The sequence below is a fragment of the Pseudomonas sp. BF-RE-25 genome (assembly GCF_019956105.1).
Classification (GTDB): domain Bacteria; phylum Pseudomonadota; class Gammaproteobacteria; order Pseudomonadales; family Pseudomonadaceae; genus Aquipseudomonas; species Aquipseudomonas migulae.
Genome location: NZ_JAHBDB010000088.1, coordinates 101,313 through 119,811 on the forward strand (window position 1 = coordinate 101,313; position 18,499 = coordinate 119,811).

16 protein-coding genes and 1 other RNA gene are annotated in these 18,499 nt (G+C 61.1%); all 17 read left to right on the forward strand.

Translation table 11 applies throughout. From position 1 onward, the window contains the following. The first annotated feature begins 22 nt into the window (after positions 1–22). The 17 genes from rsmI to ftsZ all read left to right on the forward strand — a co-directional run bounded on the left by rsmI (position 23) and on the right by ftsZ (position 18,489). Positions 23–928 carry a 16S rRNA (cytidine(1402)-2'-O)-methyltransferase gene (gene rsmI / locus KGB24_RS28110; RefSeq protein WP_223415077.1) on the forward strand — a complete coding sequence of 302 codons (906 nt, stop codon included), beginning with the start codon at positions 23–25 and terminating at the stop codon, positions 926–928. Positions 929–1,003: 75 nt separating this feature from the next. Further along, positions 1,004–1,357: RNase P RNA component class A (gene rnpB, locus KGB24_RS28115), an RNA gene on the forward strand. Positions 1,358–1,710: 353 nt separating this feature from the next. Next, the gene (gene mraZ / locus KGB24_RS28120; protein ID WP_008025967.1) at positions 1,711–2,166 is read left to right on the forward strand and encodes a division/cell wall cluster transcriptional repressor MraZ; all 456 of its coding nucleotides are present in this window, start codon (positions 1,711–1,713) and stop codon (positions 2,164–2,166) included. Continuing rightward, a complete protein-coding gene (rsmH, locus tag KGB24_RS28125) occupies positions 2,163–3,110 on the forward strand; it encodes a 16S rRNA (cytosine(1402)-N(4))-methyltransferase RsmH (protein WP_008037287.1) in 948 nt (315 codons plus the stop codon). The genes mraZ and rsmH overlap by 4 nt, the downstream gene beginning before the upstream one ends. Continuing rightward, on the forward strand, positions 3,107–3,400 hold the full coding sequence (ftsL, locus tag KGB24_RS28130; RefSeq protein ID WP_032828607.1) for a cell division protein FtsL: 294 nt from the start codon (positions 3,107–3,109) through the stop codon (positions 3,398–3,400). Before rsmH ends, ftsL begins: the two co-directional genes overlap by 4 nt. Further along, positions 3,400–5,139, forward strand: a complete 1,740-nt coding sequence (locus KGB24_RS28135; RefSeq protein ID WP_177318160.1) for a peptidoglycan D,D-transpeptidase FtsI family protein — start codon at positions 3,400–3,402, stop codon at positions 5,137–5,139. The genes ftsL and KGB24_RS28135 overlap by 1 nt, the downstream gene beginning before the upstream one ends. Beyond that, positions 5,139–6,602 carry a UDP-N-acetylmuramoyl-L-alanyl-D-glutamate--2,6-diaminopimelate ligase gene (locus tag KGB24_RS28140; protein WP_008025973.1) on the forward strand — a complete coding sequence of 488 codons (1,464 nt, stop codon included), beginning with the start codon at positions 5,139–5,141 and terminating at the stop codon, positions 6,600–6,602. The genes KGB24_RS28135 and KGB24_RS28140 overlap by 1 nt, the downstream gene beginning before the upstream one ends. Then, positions 6,595–7,962 (forward strand): UDP-N-acetylmuramoyl-tripeptide--D-alanyl-D-alanine ligase, encoded by a 1,368-nt coding sequence (locus tag KGB24_RS28145; RefSeq protein WP_223415078.1) that lies wholly within the window; start codon positions 6,595–6,597, stop codon positions 7,960–7,962. The genes KGB24_RS28140 and KGB24_RS28145 overlap by 8 nt, the downstream gene beginning before the upstream one ends. Further along, entirely contained in the window at positions 7,962–9,044 is a 1,083-nt protein-coding gene (gene mraY, locus KGB24_RS28150; RefSeq protein ID WP_008025976.1) for a phospho-N-acetylmuramoyl-pentapeptide-transferase, read from the forward strand. Before KGB24_RS28145 ends, mraY begins: the two co-directional genes overlap by 1 nt. Positions 9,045–9,050: 6 nt before the next feature. Next, a complete protein-coding gene (gene murD / locus KGB24_RS28155; protein WP_223415079.1) occupies positions 9,051–10,397 on the forward strand; it encodes a UDP-N-acetylmuramoyl-L-alanine--D-glutamate ligase in 1,347 nt (448 codons plus the stop codon). Further along, positions 10,394–11,611, forward strand: coding sequence for a putative lipid II flippase FtsW (gene ftsW, locus KGB24_RS28160; protein ID WP_008025980.1), 1,218 nt, complete (start codon positions 10,394–10,396; stop codon positions 11,609–11,611). The genes murD and ftsW overlap by 4 nt, the downstream gene beginning before the upstream one ends. After that, on the forward strand, positions 11,601–12,671 hold the full coding sequence (gene murG, locus KGB24_RS28165) for an undecaprenyldiphospho-muramoylpentapeptide beta-N-acetylglucosaminyltransferase (protein WP_223415080.1): 1,071 nt from the start codon (positions 11,601–11,603) through the stop codon (positions 12,669–12,671). The genes ftsW and murG overlap by 11 nt, the downstream gene beginning before the upstream one ends. Further along, the gene (murC, locus tag KGB24_RS28170; RefSeq protein ID WP_008037298.1) at positions 12,664–14,124 is read left to right on the forward strand and encodes a UDP-N-acetylmuramate--L-alanine ligase; all 1,461 of its coding nucleotides are present in this window, start codon (positions 12,664–12,666) and stop codon (positions 14,122–14,124) included. The genes murG and murC overlap by 8 nt, the downstream gene beginning before the upstream one ends. Next, positions 14,121–15,077: a D-alanine--D-alanine ligase gene (locus KGB24_RS28175; RefSeq protein WP_008025985.1), complete on the forward strand. Its 957-nt coding sequence runs from the start codon at positions 14,121–14,123 to the stop codon at positions 15,075–15,077. The genes murC and KGB24_RS28175 overlap by 4 nt, the downstream gene beginning before the upstream one ends. Before the next feature lie 4 nt (positions 15,078–15,081). Next, complete coding sequence (locus tag KGB24_RS28180; RefSeq protein ID WP_008025986.1) at positions 15,082–15,951, forward strand: cell division protein FtsQ/DivIB; 870 nt, start codon at positions 15,082–15,084, stop codon at positions 15,949–15,951. A 14-nt stretch (positions 15,952–15,965) separates the two neighbouring features. After that, positions 15,966–17,225, forward strand: coding sequence for a cell division protein FtsA (ftsA, locus tag KGB24_RS28185; protein WP_008025987.1), 1,260 nt, complete (start codon positions 15,966–15,968; stop codon positions 17,223–17,225). A 70-nt stretch (positions 17,226–17,295) separates the two neighbouring features. Next, entirely contained in the window at positions 17,296–18,489 is a 1,194-nt protein-coding gene (ftsZ, locus tag KGB24_RS28190; protein ID WP_008025988.1) for a cell division protein FtsZ, read from the forward strand. Positions 18,490–18,499 lie beyond the last annotated feature (10 nt).

The following is an 18,499-nucleotide window of genomic DNA, read 5'->3' on the forward strand; positions in this document are numbered from 1 at the left end:
GCAATCGTCGCTACGCGCTACAATGACGGCTTTTACCGATCATGAGGTGTGCGCTTTGACTGCTCCAGGTGCTTTGAATTCCGCTGCTGGCTCGCTTTATGTGGTGGCGACGCCCATCGGCAACCTGGACGACATCAGTGCGCGCGCGCTGAAGATCCTGCGCGAAGTGGCATTGATCGCTGCCGAAGATACCCGTCATTCTCAGCGGTTGATGCAGCATTTCGGCATCCCCACGCCGCTGGCGGCATGCCACGAGCACAACGAGCGGGATGAAGGTAGCCGCTTTATTACCCGCCTGCTTGCCGGTGACGATGTGGCGCTGATCTCCGACGCCGGGACGCCGCTGATCTCTGATCCGGGTTATCATCTGGTGCGTCAGGCCCGTGCGGCCGGAATCAATGTCGTGCCGGTCCCGGGGGCTTGTGCATTGATTGCGGCGCTGTCGGCGGCGGGTTTGCCGTCGGACCGTTTTATCTTCGAAGGCTTCCTGCCGGCCAAGGCAGTCGGTCGTCGGGCTCGTCTGGAGTTGGTAAAGGAAGAGCCGCGCACGCTGATTTTCTACGAGGCCCCGCACCGGATCCTGGAATGCCTGCAAGACATGGAGCTGGTCTTCGGTGGCGAGCGTCTGGCGTTGCTGGCGCGCGAACTGACCAAAACCTTCGAAACCCTGAAAGGCCTGCCGTTGGCCGAGCTGCGCGAGTTTGTCGAGTCGGACAGCAATCAGCAGCGCGGTGAGTGTGTGGTGTTGGTGGCGGGCTGGTCCGCCCCCGAGACGGAAGATGCCGTCAGCAGTGAAGCCATGCGCATCCTCAATCTGTTGCTCGAAGAAATGCCACTCAAGCGGGCCGCAGCATTGGCCGCGCAAATTACCGGCGAACGCAAGAATGTCCTGTATCAGGTCGCGCTGGATAAGCAGAAGGGCGAGTAAATCCCGACGTGCAGGCGTGGCTGATGGCGTTTAACGCTTGTTCTTCGGCCGCTCTGCCGTTAACCTTCGCGGCGGAGAGTCGATCGGACAGTCGCTGCCCTCTATGAAAATTAGGGGGGGGAGGAAAGTCCGGGCTCCATAGGGCGAAGTGCCAGGTAATGCCTGGGAGGCGTGAGCCTACGGAAAGTGCCACAGAAAATAACCGCCTAAGCGCTTCGGCGCCGGTAAGGGTGAAAAGGTGCGGTAAGAGCGCACCGCACGTCTGGCAACAGTTCGTGGCTAGGTAAACCCCACTTGGAGCAAGACCAAATAGGGTCCCAAGGCGTGGCCCGCGCTGGGACCGGGTAGGTTGCTAAAGATGTCCAGTGATGGCCATCGTAGACGAATGACTGTTCAAGACAGAACCCGGCTTACAGATCGACTCTCCACCTTTTTTCCTCCCTGTTTGAATCGTTGAGCAGGGCGCTCGTAATGGCAATTTCCCTCCTGCACAATCAATCGCATAACCTCTTTTGTAATACCGAAAAAATCTTACTCTTAACAAACTACTTTAACTTCTGAACGCAGCCTTCTGTGCTGATTCAAGTTATCGAGCAAATTCATCCGCCAGATTGCCGTTACCCCTCCCAATACGCTCCTAAATCTCAGTTCTGTAAGGGTTTTCCTTTAATCCGCGCCTTGACGGTGCGGTGGCCGCATTCCTATAGTGTGCGCAAGTGGTGGAAAGTGGCATGAAGTGGGTTTTTTGAACGCAAAACGCTAATATTTGGAGAAACGCTGACGTGTTTCGCGGAGCTAACGCTATCAGTCTCGACGCAAAGGGCCGTCTCGCCATGCCGAGCCGGTACCGTGACGAGCTCGTTTCGCGTAGTTCCGGTCAGTTAATCGTCACAATTGATGCCGTTGATCCGTGTTTGTGTGTTTACCCCCTCGATGAGTGGGAAATTATTGAAACCAAACTGCGCGCACTGCCTTCGCTTCGCGAAGAGAACCGCCGCCTGCAACGTTTACTGATTGGTAATGCCGTCGACCTCGAACTCGATGGCAGTGGTCGTTTCCTGGTTCCGCCGCGTCTTCGTGAATATGCCCGGCTGGATAAGCGCGCGATGCTGGTAGGCCAACTGAACAAGTTCCAATTGTGGGACGAGGATGCCTGGGATGCGGTTTCTGCCGCTGACCTGGCTGCTATTCAACAACCGGGCGCCATGCCTGATGAACTGCGTGATTTGATCCTGTGACTATTGATAGCGGCTTTAACCACATCACCGTACTGCTTGACGAAGCCGTCGAGGCTCTCGCCGTACGTCCTGATGGCTGCTATCTGGACGGCACGTTCGGGCGCGGCGGACACAGCCGGTTGATCCTCAGCCAGCTCGGTCCCGAGGGTCGGTTGCTGGGATTCGACAAGGATCCTCAAGCGATTGCCACCGGGCAGACGCTAGCGGCCGAAGACGGCCGCTTTGTCGTTGTGCAGCGCAGCTTTGCCGAGCTCGGTTCGGAAGTCGCCGAACGCGGTCTGGCCGGCAAGGTCAGCGGCGTTCTGCTTGACCTGGGCGTGTCTTCGCCACAGCTCGACGACCCTGAGCGCGGTTTCAGTTTCCTCAATGATGGCCCGCTGGACATGCGCATGGACCCGTCCCGCGGGATCAGCGCTGCCGAATTCGTCAACACCGCGCCGGTGGAAGAAATCGCCCGGGTGTTCAAGGAGTACGGCGAAGAACGTTTCTCCGGGCGCATGGCCCGTGCCGTGGCCGAGCGTCGCGACATCAAGCCATTCGAACGCACCGGCGATCTGGCTGAAGTCCTGAAAGTCGCCAACCCGGCATGGGAAAAGGGCAAGAACCCTGCGACCCGTGCATTCCAGGGCCTGCGTATTCACGTCAACAACGAGCTGGGTGATCTGGAAGCCGGTCTTGAAGCCGCGCTGGAATCCCTGGAAATCGGTGGCCGCCTGGTGGTCATCAGTTTTCACTCGCTGGAAGACCGCATCGTCAAACTGTTCATGCGCAAGCTGGTAAAAGGCGAAGCCGACAACCTGCCGCGCAACCTGCCGGTACGTCACGTCGCGTTCGAACCGAAAATCAAAATCCATGGCAAAGCGCAGTCCGCCTCCGAGGCCGAACTCAAAGCCAACCCACGTTCCCGTAGCGCCGTCATGCGCGTGGCGGAGAAGCTGCGGTGAGCAAGCTTTTCGCCAAGCCACTTCCCGGCGGAAGCTTTTTCATGCTGCTGCTGTTTGTTGGCGTGCTCGTGTCGGCCATCGGCGTGTCGTACAGCGCCCACTGGAACCGTCAGCTGTTGAACTCGCTTTACAACGAGTTGAGCGTGCGCGACAAGGCGCAGGCGGAATGGGGCCGGTTGATTCTCGAGCAGAGCACCTGGACTGCGCACAGCCGCATCGAAGTACTGGCCACCGAGCAGCTGAAGATGCACATTCCTGGCGCCGCTGACGTGCAGATGGTGGCGCCATGATGAAACTCGAAGGCGCACTTTTTCCATGGCGGTTTCGCCTGGTGGTGGGTTTGCTCGGCGTCATGGTCGCGGCAATTTGCTGGCGCATCATTGACCTGCAAGTGGTCGACCGTGCCTTCCTGAAAGGCCAAGGCGACGCGCGCAGCGTTCGTCACATTCCGATTCCGGCTCACCGTGGTCTGATCACCGACCGTAACGGCGAGCCTTTGGCTGTCAGTACCCCGGTCACCACGCTGTGGGCCAACGCCAAGGAAATGCAAACGGCCAAAGAGAAGTGGCCGGCATTGGCGGCCGCGTTGGGTCAGGATCCGAAAGCCCTCGCCGAACGTCTCGAAGCGCAGGCTAATAAAGAATTTATCTATCTGGTGCGCGGGCTGACGCCTGAGCAAGGCCAGTCCGTGCTCGACCTGAAAGTGCCGGGCGTCTACGGCATCGAAGAATTCCGCCGTTTCTACCCGGCCGGTGAAGTGACTGCACATATGGTCGGTTTTACCGACATTGATGACCACGGTCGTGAAGGTGTCGAGCTGGCCTATGACGAATGGCTCGCCGGTGTTCCTGGCAAGCGGCAGGTCATCAAGGACCGGCGCGGTCGACTTATCAAAGATGTTCAGGTGACCAAAAACGCCAAGGCCGGTAAGCCCTTGGCGTTGTCCATTGACCTGCGTCTGCAATACCTGGCCAACCGCGAACTGCGCAACGCGATCATCGAGAACGGCGCGAAAGCCGGCAGCCTGGTGATCATGGACGTGAAGACCGGCGAGATCCTCGCCATGGTCAACCAGCCGACCTACAACCCGAACAACCGTCGCAACCTGCAACCGGCGATGATGCGTAACCGCGCAATGATCGACGTGTTCGAACCGGGTTCGACCATGAAAGCGATCTCCATGAGTGCCGCAATCGAAACCGGCCGCTGGAAACCGACCGACACCGTCGAGGTTTACCCGGGCAGCCTGCAGATTGGCAAGTACACCATCAAGGACGTATCCAAGACTGAAGGCCCGGTACTCGACCTGACCGGCATTCTGATCAACTCCAGTAACGTCGGCATGAGCAAGGTCGCGTTCGATATCGGCGGCGAAACCATTTTCCGCCTGGCGCAGAAAGTCGGCCTCGGCCAGGACACCGGCCTGGGCTTCCCGGGCGAACGCGTGGGCAACCTGCCGAACTACCGCGAATGGCGCAAGGCTGAAACTGCCACGCTGTCCTATGGCTACGGTATTTCCGTGACCGCGATCCAGTTGGTCCACGCCTTCTCGGCCCTGGCCAACAACGGTCGCCTCGCGCCACTGACCCTGATCAAGACCGACAAGGCACCGCAAACCACGCAAGTGCTGCCGGAAGCCGTGGCGAAAACCATGCAAACCATGCTGCAACAAGTGATCGAAGCACCGCGCGGTGTATTCCGTGCGCAAGTGCCGGCGTATCACGTCGGCGGCAAGTCCGGTACGGCGCGTAAAACGTCGGTCGGCACCAAAGGCTATGCCGAGAATTCCTACCGCTCGCTGTTCGCAGGCTTCGGCCCGATGAGCGATCCGCGATACGCCATCGTGGTGGTGATCGATGAACCGACCAAAGCCGGTTATTTCGGTGGCCTGGTATCGGCGCCGGTGTTCAGCAAAGTGATGTCCGGGACCCTGCGCCTGATGAACGTCACGCCGGACAACCTGCCGCCGGTGCAACAAGCCAACGCAACACCGGTCGTTCCGCTGAAAGCCAATGGAGGGCGCGGCTGATGTCTCTGAGCCTGAACAAGATTTTCGCCCACGCCGGCCGCGATCTGTTGATCCGCGAACTGACACTGGACAGCCGTAATGTACGGGCTGGCGATCTGTTTCTTGCCGTTCCTGGTGGCAAGTTTGACGGTCGCGCGCACATTGCCGACGCCTTGCAGCGCGGTGCTGCAGCCGTGGCGTATGAAGTCGAAGGCGCAACCGTGCTGCCGATCACCGACGTGCCGCTGATTCCGGTCAAAGGCCTGGCAGCGCAGCTGTCCGATATCGCCGGGCGTTTCTACGGTGAACCGAGCCGCCACCTGAACCTGGTCGGCGTGACCGGCACTAACGGCAAAACCAGCGTGACCCAATTGGTTGCGCAAGCACTGGATTTGCTCGGCCAGCATTGCGGCATTGTCGGCACACTGGGCACTGGTTTCTACGGCGCGCTGGAAAGCGGCCTGCACACCACGCCGAACCCGATCGCCGTGCAAGCGACCCTCGCCGACCTGAAAAAGGCCGGTGCCAAAGCCGTGGCCATGGAAGTGTCTTCCCATGGTCTGGATCAGGGCCGCGTAACGGCATTGGCGTTTGATGTGGCGGTGATGACCAATCTGTCCCGCGATCATCTGGATTACCACGGCACCATGCAGGCCTACGGCGAAGCCAAGGCCAAGCTGTTCGACTGGAACGACCTGAAATGCCGGGTGGTGAACCTCGACGACGATTTCGGCCGGCAACTGGCTGCTGAAAAACGTGAGTCGCGCTTGATCACCTATAGCTTGCTCGACAGCAGCGCCTACCTGTTTTGCCGCGAAGCGCAGTTCGACGACGAAGGCGTGCGCGCCACGTTGGTCACGCCGCAAGGCGAGCATCATCTGCGCAGCACCTTGCTTGGTCGCTTCAACCTGAGCAACGTCCTGGCAGCGGTCGGTGCCTTGCTCGGTCTCGACTACGCGCTGGACGAAATCCTCAAGGTCCTGCCGAAACTCGAAGGCCCGGCCGGTCGCATGCAGCGCCTGGGCGGCGGTACTCAACCGCTGGTGGTGGTCGATTACGCCCACACCCCGGATGCGCTGGAAAAAGTATTGATGGCCCTGCGTCCGCACGCCAAAGGTCGCTTGCTGTGCCTGTTCGGCTGCGGCGGTGATCGCGATCGCGGCAAGCGCCCGCTGATGGCTGAAGTGGTCGAACGTCTTGCTGACGGCGTGCTGGTCACCGATGACAATCCGCGCACCGAAGACCCTGCAGTGATTTTCGATGACATCCGCGCCGGTTTCACCAACGTGGATAAGGTGACGTTCGTCGCCGGTCGTGGTCAGGCCATTGCGCAATTGATCGCCAGTGCTTCGGTGGATGACGTGATTGTCCTGGCCGGTAAAGGTCACGAGGACTATCAGGAAATCAACGGCCAGCGTCATGACTTCTCTGATCTGGTCGAGGCTGATCGCGCACTGACCGCGTGGGAGGTGGCTCATGCTTAAACACTTGAAACTGAGCGAACTGACCGGCGCGCTGAATGGCCGCATGATCATCGCCGATGCCACGTTCGATGGCGTCAGCATCGACAGCCGTGCGATCAAGCCGGGCCAACTGTTTATTGCCTTGACCGGCCCGCGCTTCGACGGCCATGACTATCTGAACGACGTGGCGAACAAAGGCGCGGTGGCTGCCTTGGTCGAGCGCGAAGTGCCCGACAGTGGGCTGCCGCAATTGCTGGTCAAGGACGCCCGCCAGGCCCTCGGGCAACTGGGGGCGATGAACCGTGCTGCGTTTACTCACCCGGTCGCCGCCATCACCGGCTCCAGCGGCAAGACCACGGTCAAGGAAATGCTTGCGAGCATCCTGCGCACACGCGGTCCGGTGTTGGCGACCCGTGGCAACCTGAACAATGACCTCGGCGTGCCGCTGACCTTGCTTGAACTCGCGCCGGAACATACCGCCGCCGTGATCGAGCTGGGTGCTTCGCGGCTCGGCGAAATTGCCTACACCGTTGGCATGACCAAGCCCCACGTGGCCGTGCTCAACAACGCCGGGACCGCCCACGTCGGCGAGTTCGGCGGGCCGGAAAAAATCGTGGAAGCCAAGGGCGAGATTATTGAAGGGCTGGCGGCCGATGGCATCGCCGTGCTCAATCTCGACGACAAGGCATTCGACATCTGGAAGACCCGCGCCGCCGGTCGCAAAGTGCTGACCTTTGCCCTGAGCAACGTCAGCGCCGACTTCTACGCCAGCGATCTGGACCGCGATGCGCGCGGTTGCCCGGCGTTCAATCTGCACAGCCCTGACGGTGTGGAGCGCGTTCAACTGAACCTGCTCGGCACCCATAACGTCACCAATGCCATGGCCGCCACCGCTGCCGCGCACGCCTTGGGCGTGTCGCTGTCCGGCATCGCCACCGGCCTCGGCGCGGTGCAGCCGGTCAAGGGCCGTACCGTCGCGCAACTGGCCAGCAATGGCATGCGCGTGATCGATGACACTTACAACGCGAACCCCACCTCGATGTGCGCGGCCGTTGATATACTCGCCGGCTTTTCCGGCCGCACCGTTCTGGTGCTCGGGGATATCGGCGAGTTGGGCGATTGGGCGGAGCAGGGGCACCGCGACGTGGGCGAGTATGCCCGTGGCAAGGTTTCTGCGCTTTACGCGGTCGGGCCATTGATGACTCACGCCGTAAACGCTTTTGGCGAGCAGGCTTATCACTTCACCACTCAGGCTGAACTGATCAAGGCCCTCGGCGCCGAGCAAGACACAAACACCACCATTTTGATCAAGGGCTCGCGCAGCGCTGCGATGGAAAACATCGTTGCCGCTTTGTGCGGGTCCAGTCTGGAGAAACATTAATGCTGCTGCTGCTAGCGGAGTATCTGCAACAGTTCTACAAAGGCTTCGCGGTCTTTCAGTACCTGACCCTGCGCGGGATTCTCGGTGTGCTGACCGCGCTGGTTTTGTCGCTGTGCTATGGCCCGTGGATGATCCGCACGTTGCAGAACCGTCAGATCGGTCAATCCGTTCGTAACGACGGCCCGCAATCGCACCTGTCCAAATCCGGCACCCCGACCATGGGTGGCGCGCTGATCCTGTCGTCCATCGGCGTCAGCACCTTGCTCTGGGCTGACCTGAGCAACCGCTATGTGTGGACCGTGTTGCTGGTGACGTTGCTGTTCGGTGCCATCGGCTGGGTCGATGACTATCGCAAGGTCATCGAGAAAAACTCCAAAGGCTTGCCGAGCCGCTGGAAGTATTTCTGGCAGTCGGTGTTTGGCCTCGGCGCGGCGATCTTCCTCTATATGACCGCCGCGACGCCGGTCGAAACCACCCTGATCCTGCCAATGCTCAAGGACTACAGCATTCCGCTGGGCGCAGGTTTCATCGTGCTGACTTACTTCGTGATCGTAGGTTCGAGCAACGCGGTCAACCTGACCGACGGCCTCGACGGCCTGGCGATCATGCCGACCGTAATGGTCGGTGGTGGCCTGGGGATCTTCTGCTATCTGTCGGGTAACGTGAAATTCGCCGAATACCTGCTGATCCCTTACGTACCCGGCGCCGGTGAACTGATCGTGTTCTGCGGTGCGTTGATCGGTGCGGGCCTCGGCTTCCTCTGGTTCAACACCTACCCGGCACAAGTCTTCATGGGCGACGTCGGCGCGTTGGCGCTGGGCGCGGCCCTGGGCACCATCGCGGTGATCGTCCGTCAGGAAATCGTCCTGTTCATCATGGGCGGCGTGTTCGTGATGGAGACCCTGTCCGTCGTCATTCAGGTTGCCTCTTTCAAGTTGACCGGCCGCCGCGTATTCCGCATGGCGCCGATTCACCACCACTTTGAACTCAAGGGCTGGCCCGAGCCGCGCGTGATCGTCCGTTTCTGGATCATCACCGTGATTCTCGTGCTGATCGGCCTTGCCACTCTGAAGCTGAGGTAGAAACTCGTGTCTCTGATCGCTTCTGACCACTTCCGCATCGTTGTCGGCCTCGGCAAGAGCGGCATGTCCCTGGTTCGCTTCCTGGCGAACCGGGGCACGTCGTTTGCCGTGGCCGATACGCGGGAAAATCCACCGGAACTGGCCACGCTCAAGCGTGACTATCCGCACGTGGAAGTGCGTTGTGGCGAACTGGACGTCGAATTCCTGTGCCGCGCCGACGAGCTCTACGTGAGCCCTGGTCTGGCGCTGGCGACCCCGGCCCTGCAGGCCGCCGCTGCTCGTGGCGTGAAGTTGTCCGGCGACATCGAGCTGTTCGCGCATAACGCGAAGGCGCCGATTGTCGCCATCAGCGGTTCCAATGCGAAAAGCACCGTGACCACGCTGGTGGGAGAGATGGCAGCTGCGGCCGGCAAGCGCGTCGCTGTCGGAGGCAACCTCGGCACGCCGGCGCTGGACCTGCTTCGTGATGACATCGAGTTGTACGTGATGGAACTGTCGAGCTTCCAGCTCGAAACCACCGACCAGCTCAACGCCGAAGTGGCGACCGTGCTCAACGTCAGCGAAGACCACATGGACCGCTACAGCGGCCTGCCGGCCTATCACCTGGCCAAGCACCGGATCTTCCGTGGTGCCAGGCAGTTCGTGGTCAACCGTCAGGACGCCCTGAGCCGTCCGTTGATGGGCGAAGGTCAGCCCTGCTGGACCTTCGGTTTGAGCAAACCCGATTTCAAGGCGTTTGGTATCCGCGAAGAAGACGGCGAGAAATACCTCGCCTTCGAATTCCAGAATCTGATGCCGGTGCGCGAGCTGAAAATTCGCGGCGCCCACAATCAGTCCAATGCCCTGGCGGCGCTGGCCCTGGGCCACGCGGTCGGCCTGCCGTTCGACGCCATGCTGTCGAGCCTGCGCACGTTCGCCGGTCTCGAACATCGCTGCCAGTGGGTTCGTGACCTGGACGGCGTGAGCTACTACAACGATTCCAAAGCCACCAACGTCGGCGCCGCACTGGCCGCCATCGAAGGCCTGGGCGCGGACATCGACGGCAAGGTCGTGCTGATCGCCGGTGGCGACGGCAAGGGTGCCGAGTTTAATGATCTGCGTGATCCGGTGGCGGCCAACTGCCGCGCCGTGATCCTGATGGGCCGCGACTCCGACAAGATCGGTGAGGCCATTGGCGACGCCGTGCCGCTGATCCGCGCTGCTTCGCTGGTCGAAGCTGTGCAGCAATGCCGCGCCGCTGCGCAACCGGGCGACGTGGTGTTGTTGTCGCCGGCCTGCGCCAGTTTCGACATGTTCAAGAATTACGAAGACCGTGGTCACCAGTTCGTCCAGGCAGTGGAGGATCTGGCATGAGCCTGCTCAACATCATCAAGCCGTTTCCTTCGCCGCTCATCACCGGGCGCGGCATCGACCTCGATTTTCCGATGCTTGCCGGTTGCCTGGCCTTGATCGGCCTCGGACTGGTCATGATCGCCTCGGCTTCGACCGAAGTGGGGGCCGTGCAGTCGGGCAGTGCCCTGTACTACATGACTCGCCACTTGATCTACGTGGTGCTGGGCCTGGCTGCCTGCATCGTCACCATGATGATTCCGATCGCCACCTGGCAACGCCTGGGCTGGCTGATGCTGATCGGTGCGTTCGGCTTGCTGGTGATGGTGATCATCCCGGGGATCGGCCGTGAAGTGAACGGTTCGATGCGCTGGATCGGTTTCAGTTTCTTCAACGTTCAGCCTTCCGAGATTGCCAAGGTGTTCGTGGTGATCTACCTCGCCGGTTATCTGGTGCGTCGCCAGAAAGAAGTGCGTGAAAGCTGGATGGGTTTCTTCAAGCCGTTCATCGTGCTGCTGCCGATGGCGGGCCTGTTGCTGATGGAACCGGACTTCGGTGCCACCGTCGTGATGATGGGCGCGGCTGCGGCGATGCTGTTCCTTGGCGGAGTCGGGCTGTTCCGGTTCTCTCTGATGGTGGTCCTGGCGGTTGCGGCGGTGGTGTTGTTGATTCAGGTGCAGCCATACCGGATGGCACGTCTGACCAACTTTGCCGACCCGTGGGCCGACCAGTTCGGCGCCGGTTATCAGTTGTCGCAAGCATTGATCGCGTTCGGTCGCGGCGAATGGCTGGGCGTAGGTCTGGGCAACAGCGTGCAGAAGCAGTTCTACCTGCCGGAAGCCCACACCGACTTCGTGTTCTCGGTTCTGGCCGAAGAACTGGGTGCCGTGGGTTCCCTGTGCACCGTGGCCCTGTTCGTCTTTGTCTGTATTCGCGGCATGTACATCGGTTATTGGGCCGAAAAGGCCAAGCAGTTCTTTGCTGCCTATATCGCGTACGGTCTGTCGTTCCTGTGGATTGGTCAGTTCCTGATCAACATCGGGGTGAACGTCGGCCTGCTGCCAACCAAAGGCCTGACCTTGCCGTTCCTCAGTTATGGCGGCAGTTCGTTGGTGATCTGCTGTGCCTGTCTCGGTTTGTTGCTGCGCATTGAGTGGGAGAGTCGAACCCACCTGGGCAGTGAGGAGATGGAGTTCCATGAGAGCGACTTCGCCGAGGAGCCGACCCATGGGCGCTAACGTATTGATCATGGCAGGCGGCACCGGCGGACACGTGTTCCCGGCACTGGCTTGCGCTCGCGAGTTCCAGGCCCGCGGTTACACCGTGCATTGGCTTGGCACGCCGCGTGGTATCGAAAATGACCTGGTGCCGATAGCCGGCATCGAGCTGCACCGGATCAACGCCAGCGGTCTGCGCGGCAAGGGCAAGTTGTCCCTGCTCAAGGCGCCGTTGATGTTGCTCAAATCCGTCTGGCAGGCGCGGGCGATCATTCGCCAGTTGCGGCCGGTGTGCGTGGTTGGTTTCGGTGGTTATGTGACCGGTCCTGGCGGCGTTGCAGCCAAACTGGCCGGCGTGCCGGTGATCGTTCACGAACAGAACGCCGTGGCCGGTACCGCCAATCGGTTGCTGGTGCCGTTGGCCGCCCGAGTCTGTGAAGCGTTCCCCGACACCTTTACCCTGTCGGACAGCCGACGGACCACCGGTAACCCGGTGCGCACCGAGCTGTTCCTCGACACACCGCGACCTGCCCTGGCTGGTCGCAAGGCGCGTTTGCTGATCCTCGGCGGAAGCCTGGGCGCAGAACCGTTGAACAAATTACTGCCTGAAGCCCTGTCGCACGTCGCCCCCGACCTGCGCCCGGACGTGTTCCATCAGGCAGGGAAAAACCACGATGAAGTGACTGCAGAGCGCTATCGCGCGGCTGGCGTCGAGGCGCAAGTGCAGCCTTTCATCAAAGACATGGCCCACGCCTATGGCTGGGCCGACCTGGTGGTGTGCCGCGCAGGCGCGCTGACCATCAGTGAACTGGCTGCCGCCGGTCTGCCCTCGATGCTGGTGCCTTTGCCCCACGCGATCGACGATCACCAGACCCGCAACGCCGATTATTTGGCCCGTGAAGGCGCTGCCTTCCTGATGCCGCAAAGAACGACTGGCGCAGCGGATCTAGCCGCACGCCTGACAGAGGTCCTGATGCAACCACAACGACTCACCGACATGGCCACTGCGGCACGCCGCCTGGCCAAACCCGATGCGACCCGTAACGTGGTCGATACCTGCCTGGAGGTGGCCCATGGTTGAGAATCAGAAAGCCATGCCGCACCCGGAAATGCGCCGCATCCGTCGTATCCACTTCGTCGGTATCGGCGGCGTGGGCATGTGCGGGATCGCCGAAGTGTTGCTGAACCTGGGCTATGAAGTGTCCGGTTCCGACCTGAAAGCTTCGCCGGTCACCGAGCGTCTCGAATCATTCGGCGCCCAGATCTTTATCGGCCACCGTGCCGAGAACGCCGCTGCCGCCGACGTGCTGGTGGTATCGAGTGCGGTGAACACCTCCAACCCGGAAGTCGCCACTGCGCTTGAACGCCGTATTCCGGTGGTGCCGCGTGCCGAGATGCTGGCCGAGCTGATGCGCTATCGCCACGGCATCGCCGTCGCCGGTACACATGGCAAAACCACCACTACCAGCCTGATCGCTTCGGTATTTGCTGCCGGTGGCCTCGATCCGACGTTCGTCATCGGTGGTCGTCTGAATGCCGCGGGCACCAATGCCCAGCTCGGCACCAGCCGCTACCTGATCGCCGAAGCCGACGAAAGCGACGCCAGCTTCCTGCACTTGCAGCCGCTGGTGGCCGTGGTTACCAACATCGACGCCGACCATATGGCGACCTACGACGGTGACTTCAACAAACTGAAGAAAACCTTCGTCGAGTTCCTGCACAACCTGCCGTTCTACGGTCTGGCGGTGGTGTGCCTGGACGATCCGGTGGTGCGTGAAATTCTGCCGCAGGTCAAACGTCCGGTCGTCACGTACGGCTTCGGCGATGACTGCGATGTGCGCGCGATCAATGTGCGTCAGCAGGGCATGCAGACTTTCTTCACCGTGCTGCGTCCTGACCGCGAACCGCTGGATGTCTCGGTGAACATGCCGGGCAACCACAACGTGCTGAACGCGCTGGCCACCATCTGCATCGCCACCGACGAGGGCGTCAGCGATGAAGCCATCGTCCAGGGCCTGTCCGGGTTCCAGGGTGTCGGCCGACGCTTCCAGGTTTATGGCGAACTGCCGGTCGAAGACGGCAGCGTAATGCTGGTCGACGACTACGGTCACCACCCGACCGAAGTCGCGGCCGTGATCAAGGCCGTGCGTGGTGGCTGGCCGGAGCGCCGCCTGGTGATGGTCTACCAGCCGCACCGTTACAGCCGCACCCGCGACCTGTACGACGATTTCGTCAATGTACTGGCCGACGCCAACGTGCTGTTGCTGATGGAAGTCTATCCGGCCGGCGAAGAGCCGATCCCGGGTGCCGACAGCCGCAAGCTGTGCAACAGCATCCGTCAGCGCGGTCAGCTCGACCCGATTTACATCGAGCGCGGTGTCGATCTCGCGCCTGTCGTCAAGCCGCTGCTGCGTGCCGGCGACATCCTGTTGTGCCAGGGCGCCGGTGATATCGGCGGTCTCGCACCGAAACTGTTGAAGAGTCCGTTGTTCGCTGGCGCCGTTGCCGCGCCAAGCGTGGGGAAGTTGAAATGACTGCTGCTTACGCCAACCTCGTCTCCACTGTCGCGCCGAAAGATTTCGGCCGCGTTGCCGTGCTGTTCGGCGGCAAGAGTGCGGAGCGTGAAGTTTCCCTGAAGTCGGGCAATGCGGTTCTCGCAGCGCTGCAAAGCGCCGGTGTGGACGCGTTCGGTCTCGATGTCGGTGATGACCTGTTGCAGCGTTTGCTCAACGAGAAAATCGACCGCGCGTTCATCATTCTCCACGGTCGTGGCGGTGAAGACGGCAGCATGCAAGGCCTGCTGGAATGCCTGGGCATTCCGTACACCGGCAGCGGCATTCTGGCGTCGGCACTGGCCATGGACAAGCTGCGCACCAAGCAGGTGTGGCACAGCCTCGGCATTCCGACGCCACGCCACGCGGTACTGAGTTCCGAGGCCGATTGTATTTCGGCGGCGACGGAACTGGGCTTCCCTTTGATCGTCAAACCGGCCCATGAAGGTTCAAGTATCGGGATGGCCAAAGTGACTTCCGCGCCCGAGTTGATCGACGCGTGGAAAGCGGCCAGTACCTACGATTCGCAAGTGTTGGTCGAGCAATGGATTCAAGGTCCGGAGTTCACCATCGCCACCCTGCGTGACCAGGTGTTGCCACCGATTGCCCTGGGCACGACACACAGTTTCTACGACTACGACGCCAAGTACGTGGCCTCCGATACCCAGTACCGGATCCCGTGCGGCCTCGACAGCAACAAGGAAAAAGAACTGATGGACCTCACGGCGAAAGCCTGTGAGGCGCTGGGTATCGCCGGTTGGGGCAGGGCTGACGTGATGCAGGACGCCGACGGGCAGTTCTGGTTCCTGGAAGTCAACACCGCACCGGGCATGACCGATCACAGTTTGGTCCCGATGGCGGCCCGTGCCGCCGGTCTGGATTTCCAGCAATTGGTCCTGGCGATCCTGGCCGCCAGTGTTGAGGTTCGAGGGTAAGACCATGCAAGGCGCACAGCTAAGACATCAGCCCCCTCCAGCACCCGGCCGCAAGCCGGTGCCGCGGGGTGCCAGCCGAATGGTGGCCAAAGAGCCGATGTCTGCGCGCCTGCCGAAAGCCAATTTTGGTTTTCTGAAAAGCCTGTTCTGGCCAGTGCTGCTGGTCGCACTGGGGTTTGGCACTTACGAAGGCGCACAGCGTTTGCTGCCGTACGCCGACCGGCCAATCACCAAGATCGCGGTGCAGGGCGACCTGAGTTACATCAGCCAGCAAGCGGTGCAGCAGCGAATCGCCCCGTACGTGGCGTCGAGCTTCTTCACCATCGACCTGGCGAGCATGCGCACCGAGCTGGAACAGATGCCATGGATTGCCCATGCCGAAGTGCGTCGGGTGTGGCCGGATCAAGTGGTGATCCGCCTGGAAGAACAACTGCCGGTGGCCCGTTGGGGCGATGAATCGCTGTTGAACAACCAGGGTCAGGCGTTCACCCCGCGTGAGCTGGCGAACTACGAACACTTGCCACAGCTGTTCGGCCCACAACGGGCTCAGCAGCAAGTGATGCAGCAATACCAGGTGCTGAGCCAGATGCTCAGGCCGTTGGGCTTCTCGATTGCACGCCTGGAGTTGCGTGAACGAGGCAGCTGGTTCCTGACCACCGGCGCCGGCAGTTCGGGCCCGGGGATCGAACTGCTGCTGGGCCGCGGCAACCTGGTGGAAAAGATGCGCCGCTTCATTGCCATCTACGACAAGACGCTTAAAGAACAGATTACGAACATTGCGCGCATCGATCTGCGCTACGCCAACGGCCTCGCTGTTGGCTGGCGGGAACCTGTAGCGCCTACGACAGCCCAACCCGCTGTCGCGAAGAATTAAGAGAGGCAGGACCCATGGCAAACGTGCAAAGCGGCAAAATGATCGTCGGTCTCGATATCGGCACCTCCAAGGTGGTGGCGCTGGTAGGCGAGGTCTCGGACGACGGCACGCTGGAAATCGTCGGGATCGGCACTCATCCGTCCCGCGGCCTGAAAAAAGGCGTGGTGGTGAACATCGAGTCCACCGTGCAATCGATCCAGCGCGCCATCGAAGAAGCGCAGCTGATGGCTGGTTGCCGGATCCACTCGGCGTTCGTCGGCGTGGCCGGCAATCACATCCGCAGCCTGAACTCCCACGGCATCGTGGCGATTCGTGATCGCGAAGTCAGCTCCGCCGACCTTGAGCGCGTTCTCGACGCCGCCCAGGCTGTGGCAATCCCGGCTGACCAGCGCGTGCTGCACACCCTGCCGCAGGATTACGTGATCGATAACCAGGAAGGCGTGCGTGAGCCTCTGGGCATGTCCGGCGTACGTCTGGAAGCCAAGGTCCACGTGGTCACCTGCGCCGTCAACGCCGCACAGAACATTGAAAAATGCGTGCGTCGCTGCGGTCTGGAAATCGACGACATCATTCTCGAGCAACTGGCGTCCGCGTACTCGGTACTGACCGACGACGAGAAAGAGCTGGGCGTGTGCCTGGTGGATATCGGCGGCGGCACCACCGACATCGCGATCTTCACCGAAGGCGCGATCCGTCACACCGCGGTGATCCCGATTGCGGGCGATCAGGTGACCAACGACATCGCCATGGCGTTGCGCACCCCGACCCAGTACGCCGAAGAAATCAAGATTCGCTATGCCTGCGCCCTGGCCAAGCTGGCCGGTGCCGGTGAAACCATCAAGGTCCCGAGCGTTGGCGACCGTCCACCGCGCGAGCTGTCCCGCCAGGCCCTGGCCGAAGTGGTCGAGCCGCGTTACGACGAGCTGTTCACGCTGATTCAGGCCGAATTGCGTCGCAGTGGCTACGAAGACCTGATCCCGGCCGGCATCGTGCTGACCGGTGGTACGTCGAAGATGGAAGGCGCGGTCGAACTGGCCGAAGAGATTTTCCACATGCCGGTCCGCCTGGGTGTGCCGCATGGCGTGAAGGGTCTCGACGACGTGGTGCGCAACCCGATTTATTCCACCGGCGTCGGCCTGTTGATGTACGGCCTGCAGAAGCAGTCCGACGGGATTTCGTTCTCGGGCATCAGCAGCCGCGACAGCTACAGCAATGACGAACCGAAAGCCGCCTTGCTCGATCGCATCAAGAGCTGGGTACAAGGCAACTTCTGAAGAATTACCGCAGCACCGTTGTAGATACAGGCAGTAGGCGAAAAAACTAGAGAATCAAAGGAGAGGGAAAATGTTCGAACTCGTAGACAACATCCCCGCAAGCCCGGTCATTAAGGTTATCGGTGTTGGCGGAGGCGGCGGCAACGCTGTCAATCACATGGTCAAGAGCAACATTGAAGGCGTTGAATTCATCTGCGCCAACACTGATGCCCAGGCGTTGAAGAGCATCAGCGCGCGGACCATCCTGCAACTGGGCACCAGCGTGACCAAAGGTCTCGGCGCCGGCGCCAACCCTGAAGTAGGTCGTCAGGCCGCTCTCGAAGATCGCGAGCGCATTGCCGAAGTCCTGCAGGGCACCAACATGGTGTTCATCACCACCGGCATGGGCGGCGGTACCGGTACCGGTGCTGCGCCGATCATTGCTGAAGTGGCCAAGGAAATGGGGATCCTCACCGTTGCGGTGGTGACCCGTCCGTTCCCGTTCGAAGGCCGCAAGCGTATGCAACTGGCTGACGAAGGCATCCGCCTGCTGTCGGAAAGCGTCGACTCGTTGATCACCATTCCCAACGAGAAGCTGCTGACCATCCTCGGTAAAGACGCCAGCCTGCTGTCGGCTTTCGCCAAGGCAGACGATGTACTGGCCGGTGCCGTTCGCGGTATCTCCGACATCATCAAGCGTCCGGGCATGATCAACGTCGACTTCGCCGACGTCCGTACCGTGATGAGCGAAATGGGCATGGCGATGATGGGCACTGGCTGCGCCAGCGGTCCGAACCGTGCACGCGAAGCCACCGAAGCGGCCATTCGCAACCCGCTGCTGGAAGACGTGAACCTGCAAGGTGCACGCGGCATCCTGGTGAACATCACCGCCGGTCCTGACCTGTCCCTGGGTGAGTACTCCGACGTGGGTAGCATCATCGAAGCCTTCGCTTCCGAGCACGCGATGGTCAAGGTCGGTACCGTTATCGATCCAGACATGCGCGACGAGCTGCACGTAACAGTCGTTGCCACCGGTCTGGGCGCGAAAATCGAGAAGCCTGTGAAGGTCATCGACAATACCGTTCACACTTCCATGGCGCCGCAACCGCAACAATCGGCTCCCGCTCGTCAGGAAGCTCCAGCGGTGAACTACCGTGACCTGGACCGTCCGACCGTCATGCGCAACCAGGCTCAGGCCGGTGCTGCGACTGCCGCGAAGATGAATCCGCAAGATGATCTGGACTACCTGGACATCCCGGCCTTCCTGCGTCGTCAGGCCGATTAATGGAATGTAT

Bases quoted from the DNA above. Each gene is read 5' to 3' on its own strand.
- rsmI (WP_223415077.1), top strand. From the start codon at position 23: ATGACGGCTTTTACCGATCATGAGGTGTGCGCTTTGACTGCTCCAGGT.
- KGB24_RS28135 (WP_177318160.1), top strand. From the start codon at position 3,400: ATGAAACTCGAAGGCGCACTTTTTCCATGGCGGTTTCGCCTGGTGGTG.
- KGB24_RS28140 (WP_008025973.1), top strand. From the start codon at position 5,139: ATGTCTCTGAGCCTGAACAAGATTTTCGCCCACGCCGGCCGCGATCTG.
- KGB24_RS28145 (WP_223415078.1), top strand. From the start codon at position 6,595: ATGCTTAAACACTTGAAACTGAGCGAACTGACCGGCGCGCTGAATGGC.
- mraY (WP_008025976.1), top strand. From the start codon at position 7,962: ATGCTGCTGCTGCTAGCGGAGTATCTGCAACAGTTCTACAAAGGCTTC.
- ftsW (WP_008025980.1), top strand. From the start codon at position 10,394: ATGAGCCTGCTCAACATCATCAAGCCGTTTCCTTCGCCGCTCATCACC.
- murG (WP_223415080.1), top strand. From the start codon at position 11,601: ATGGGCGCTAACGTATTGATCATGGCAGGCGGCACCGGCGGACACGTG.
- murC (WP_008037298.1), top strand. From the start codon at position 12,664: ATGGTTGAGAATCAGAAAGCCATGCCGCACCCGGAAATGCGCCGCATC.
- KGB24_RS28175 (WP_008025985.1), top strand. From the start codon at position 14,121: ATGACTGCTGCTTACGCCAACCTCGTCTCCACTGTCGCGCCGAAAGAT.
- KGB24_RS28180 (WP_008025986.1), top strand. From the start codon at position 15,082: ATGCAAGGCGCACAGCTAAGACATCAGCCCCCTCCAGCACCCGGCCGC.
- ftsA (WP_008025987.1), top strand. From the start codon at position 15,966: ATGGCAAACGTGCAAAGCGGCAAAATGATCGTCGGTCTCGATATCGGC.
- ftsZ (WP_008025988.1), top strand. From the start codon at position 17,296: ATGTTCGAACTCGTAGACAACATCCCCGCAAGCCCGGTCATTAAGGTT.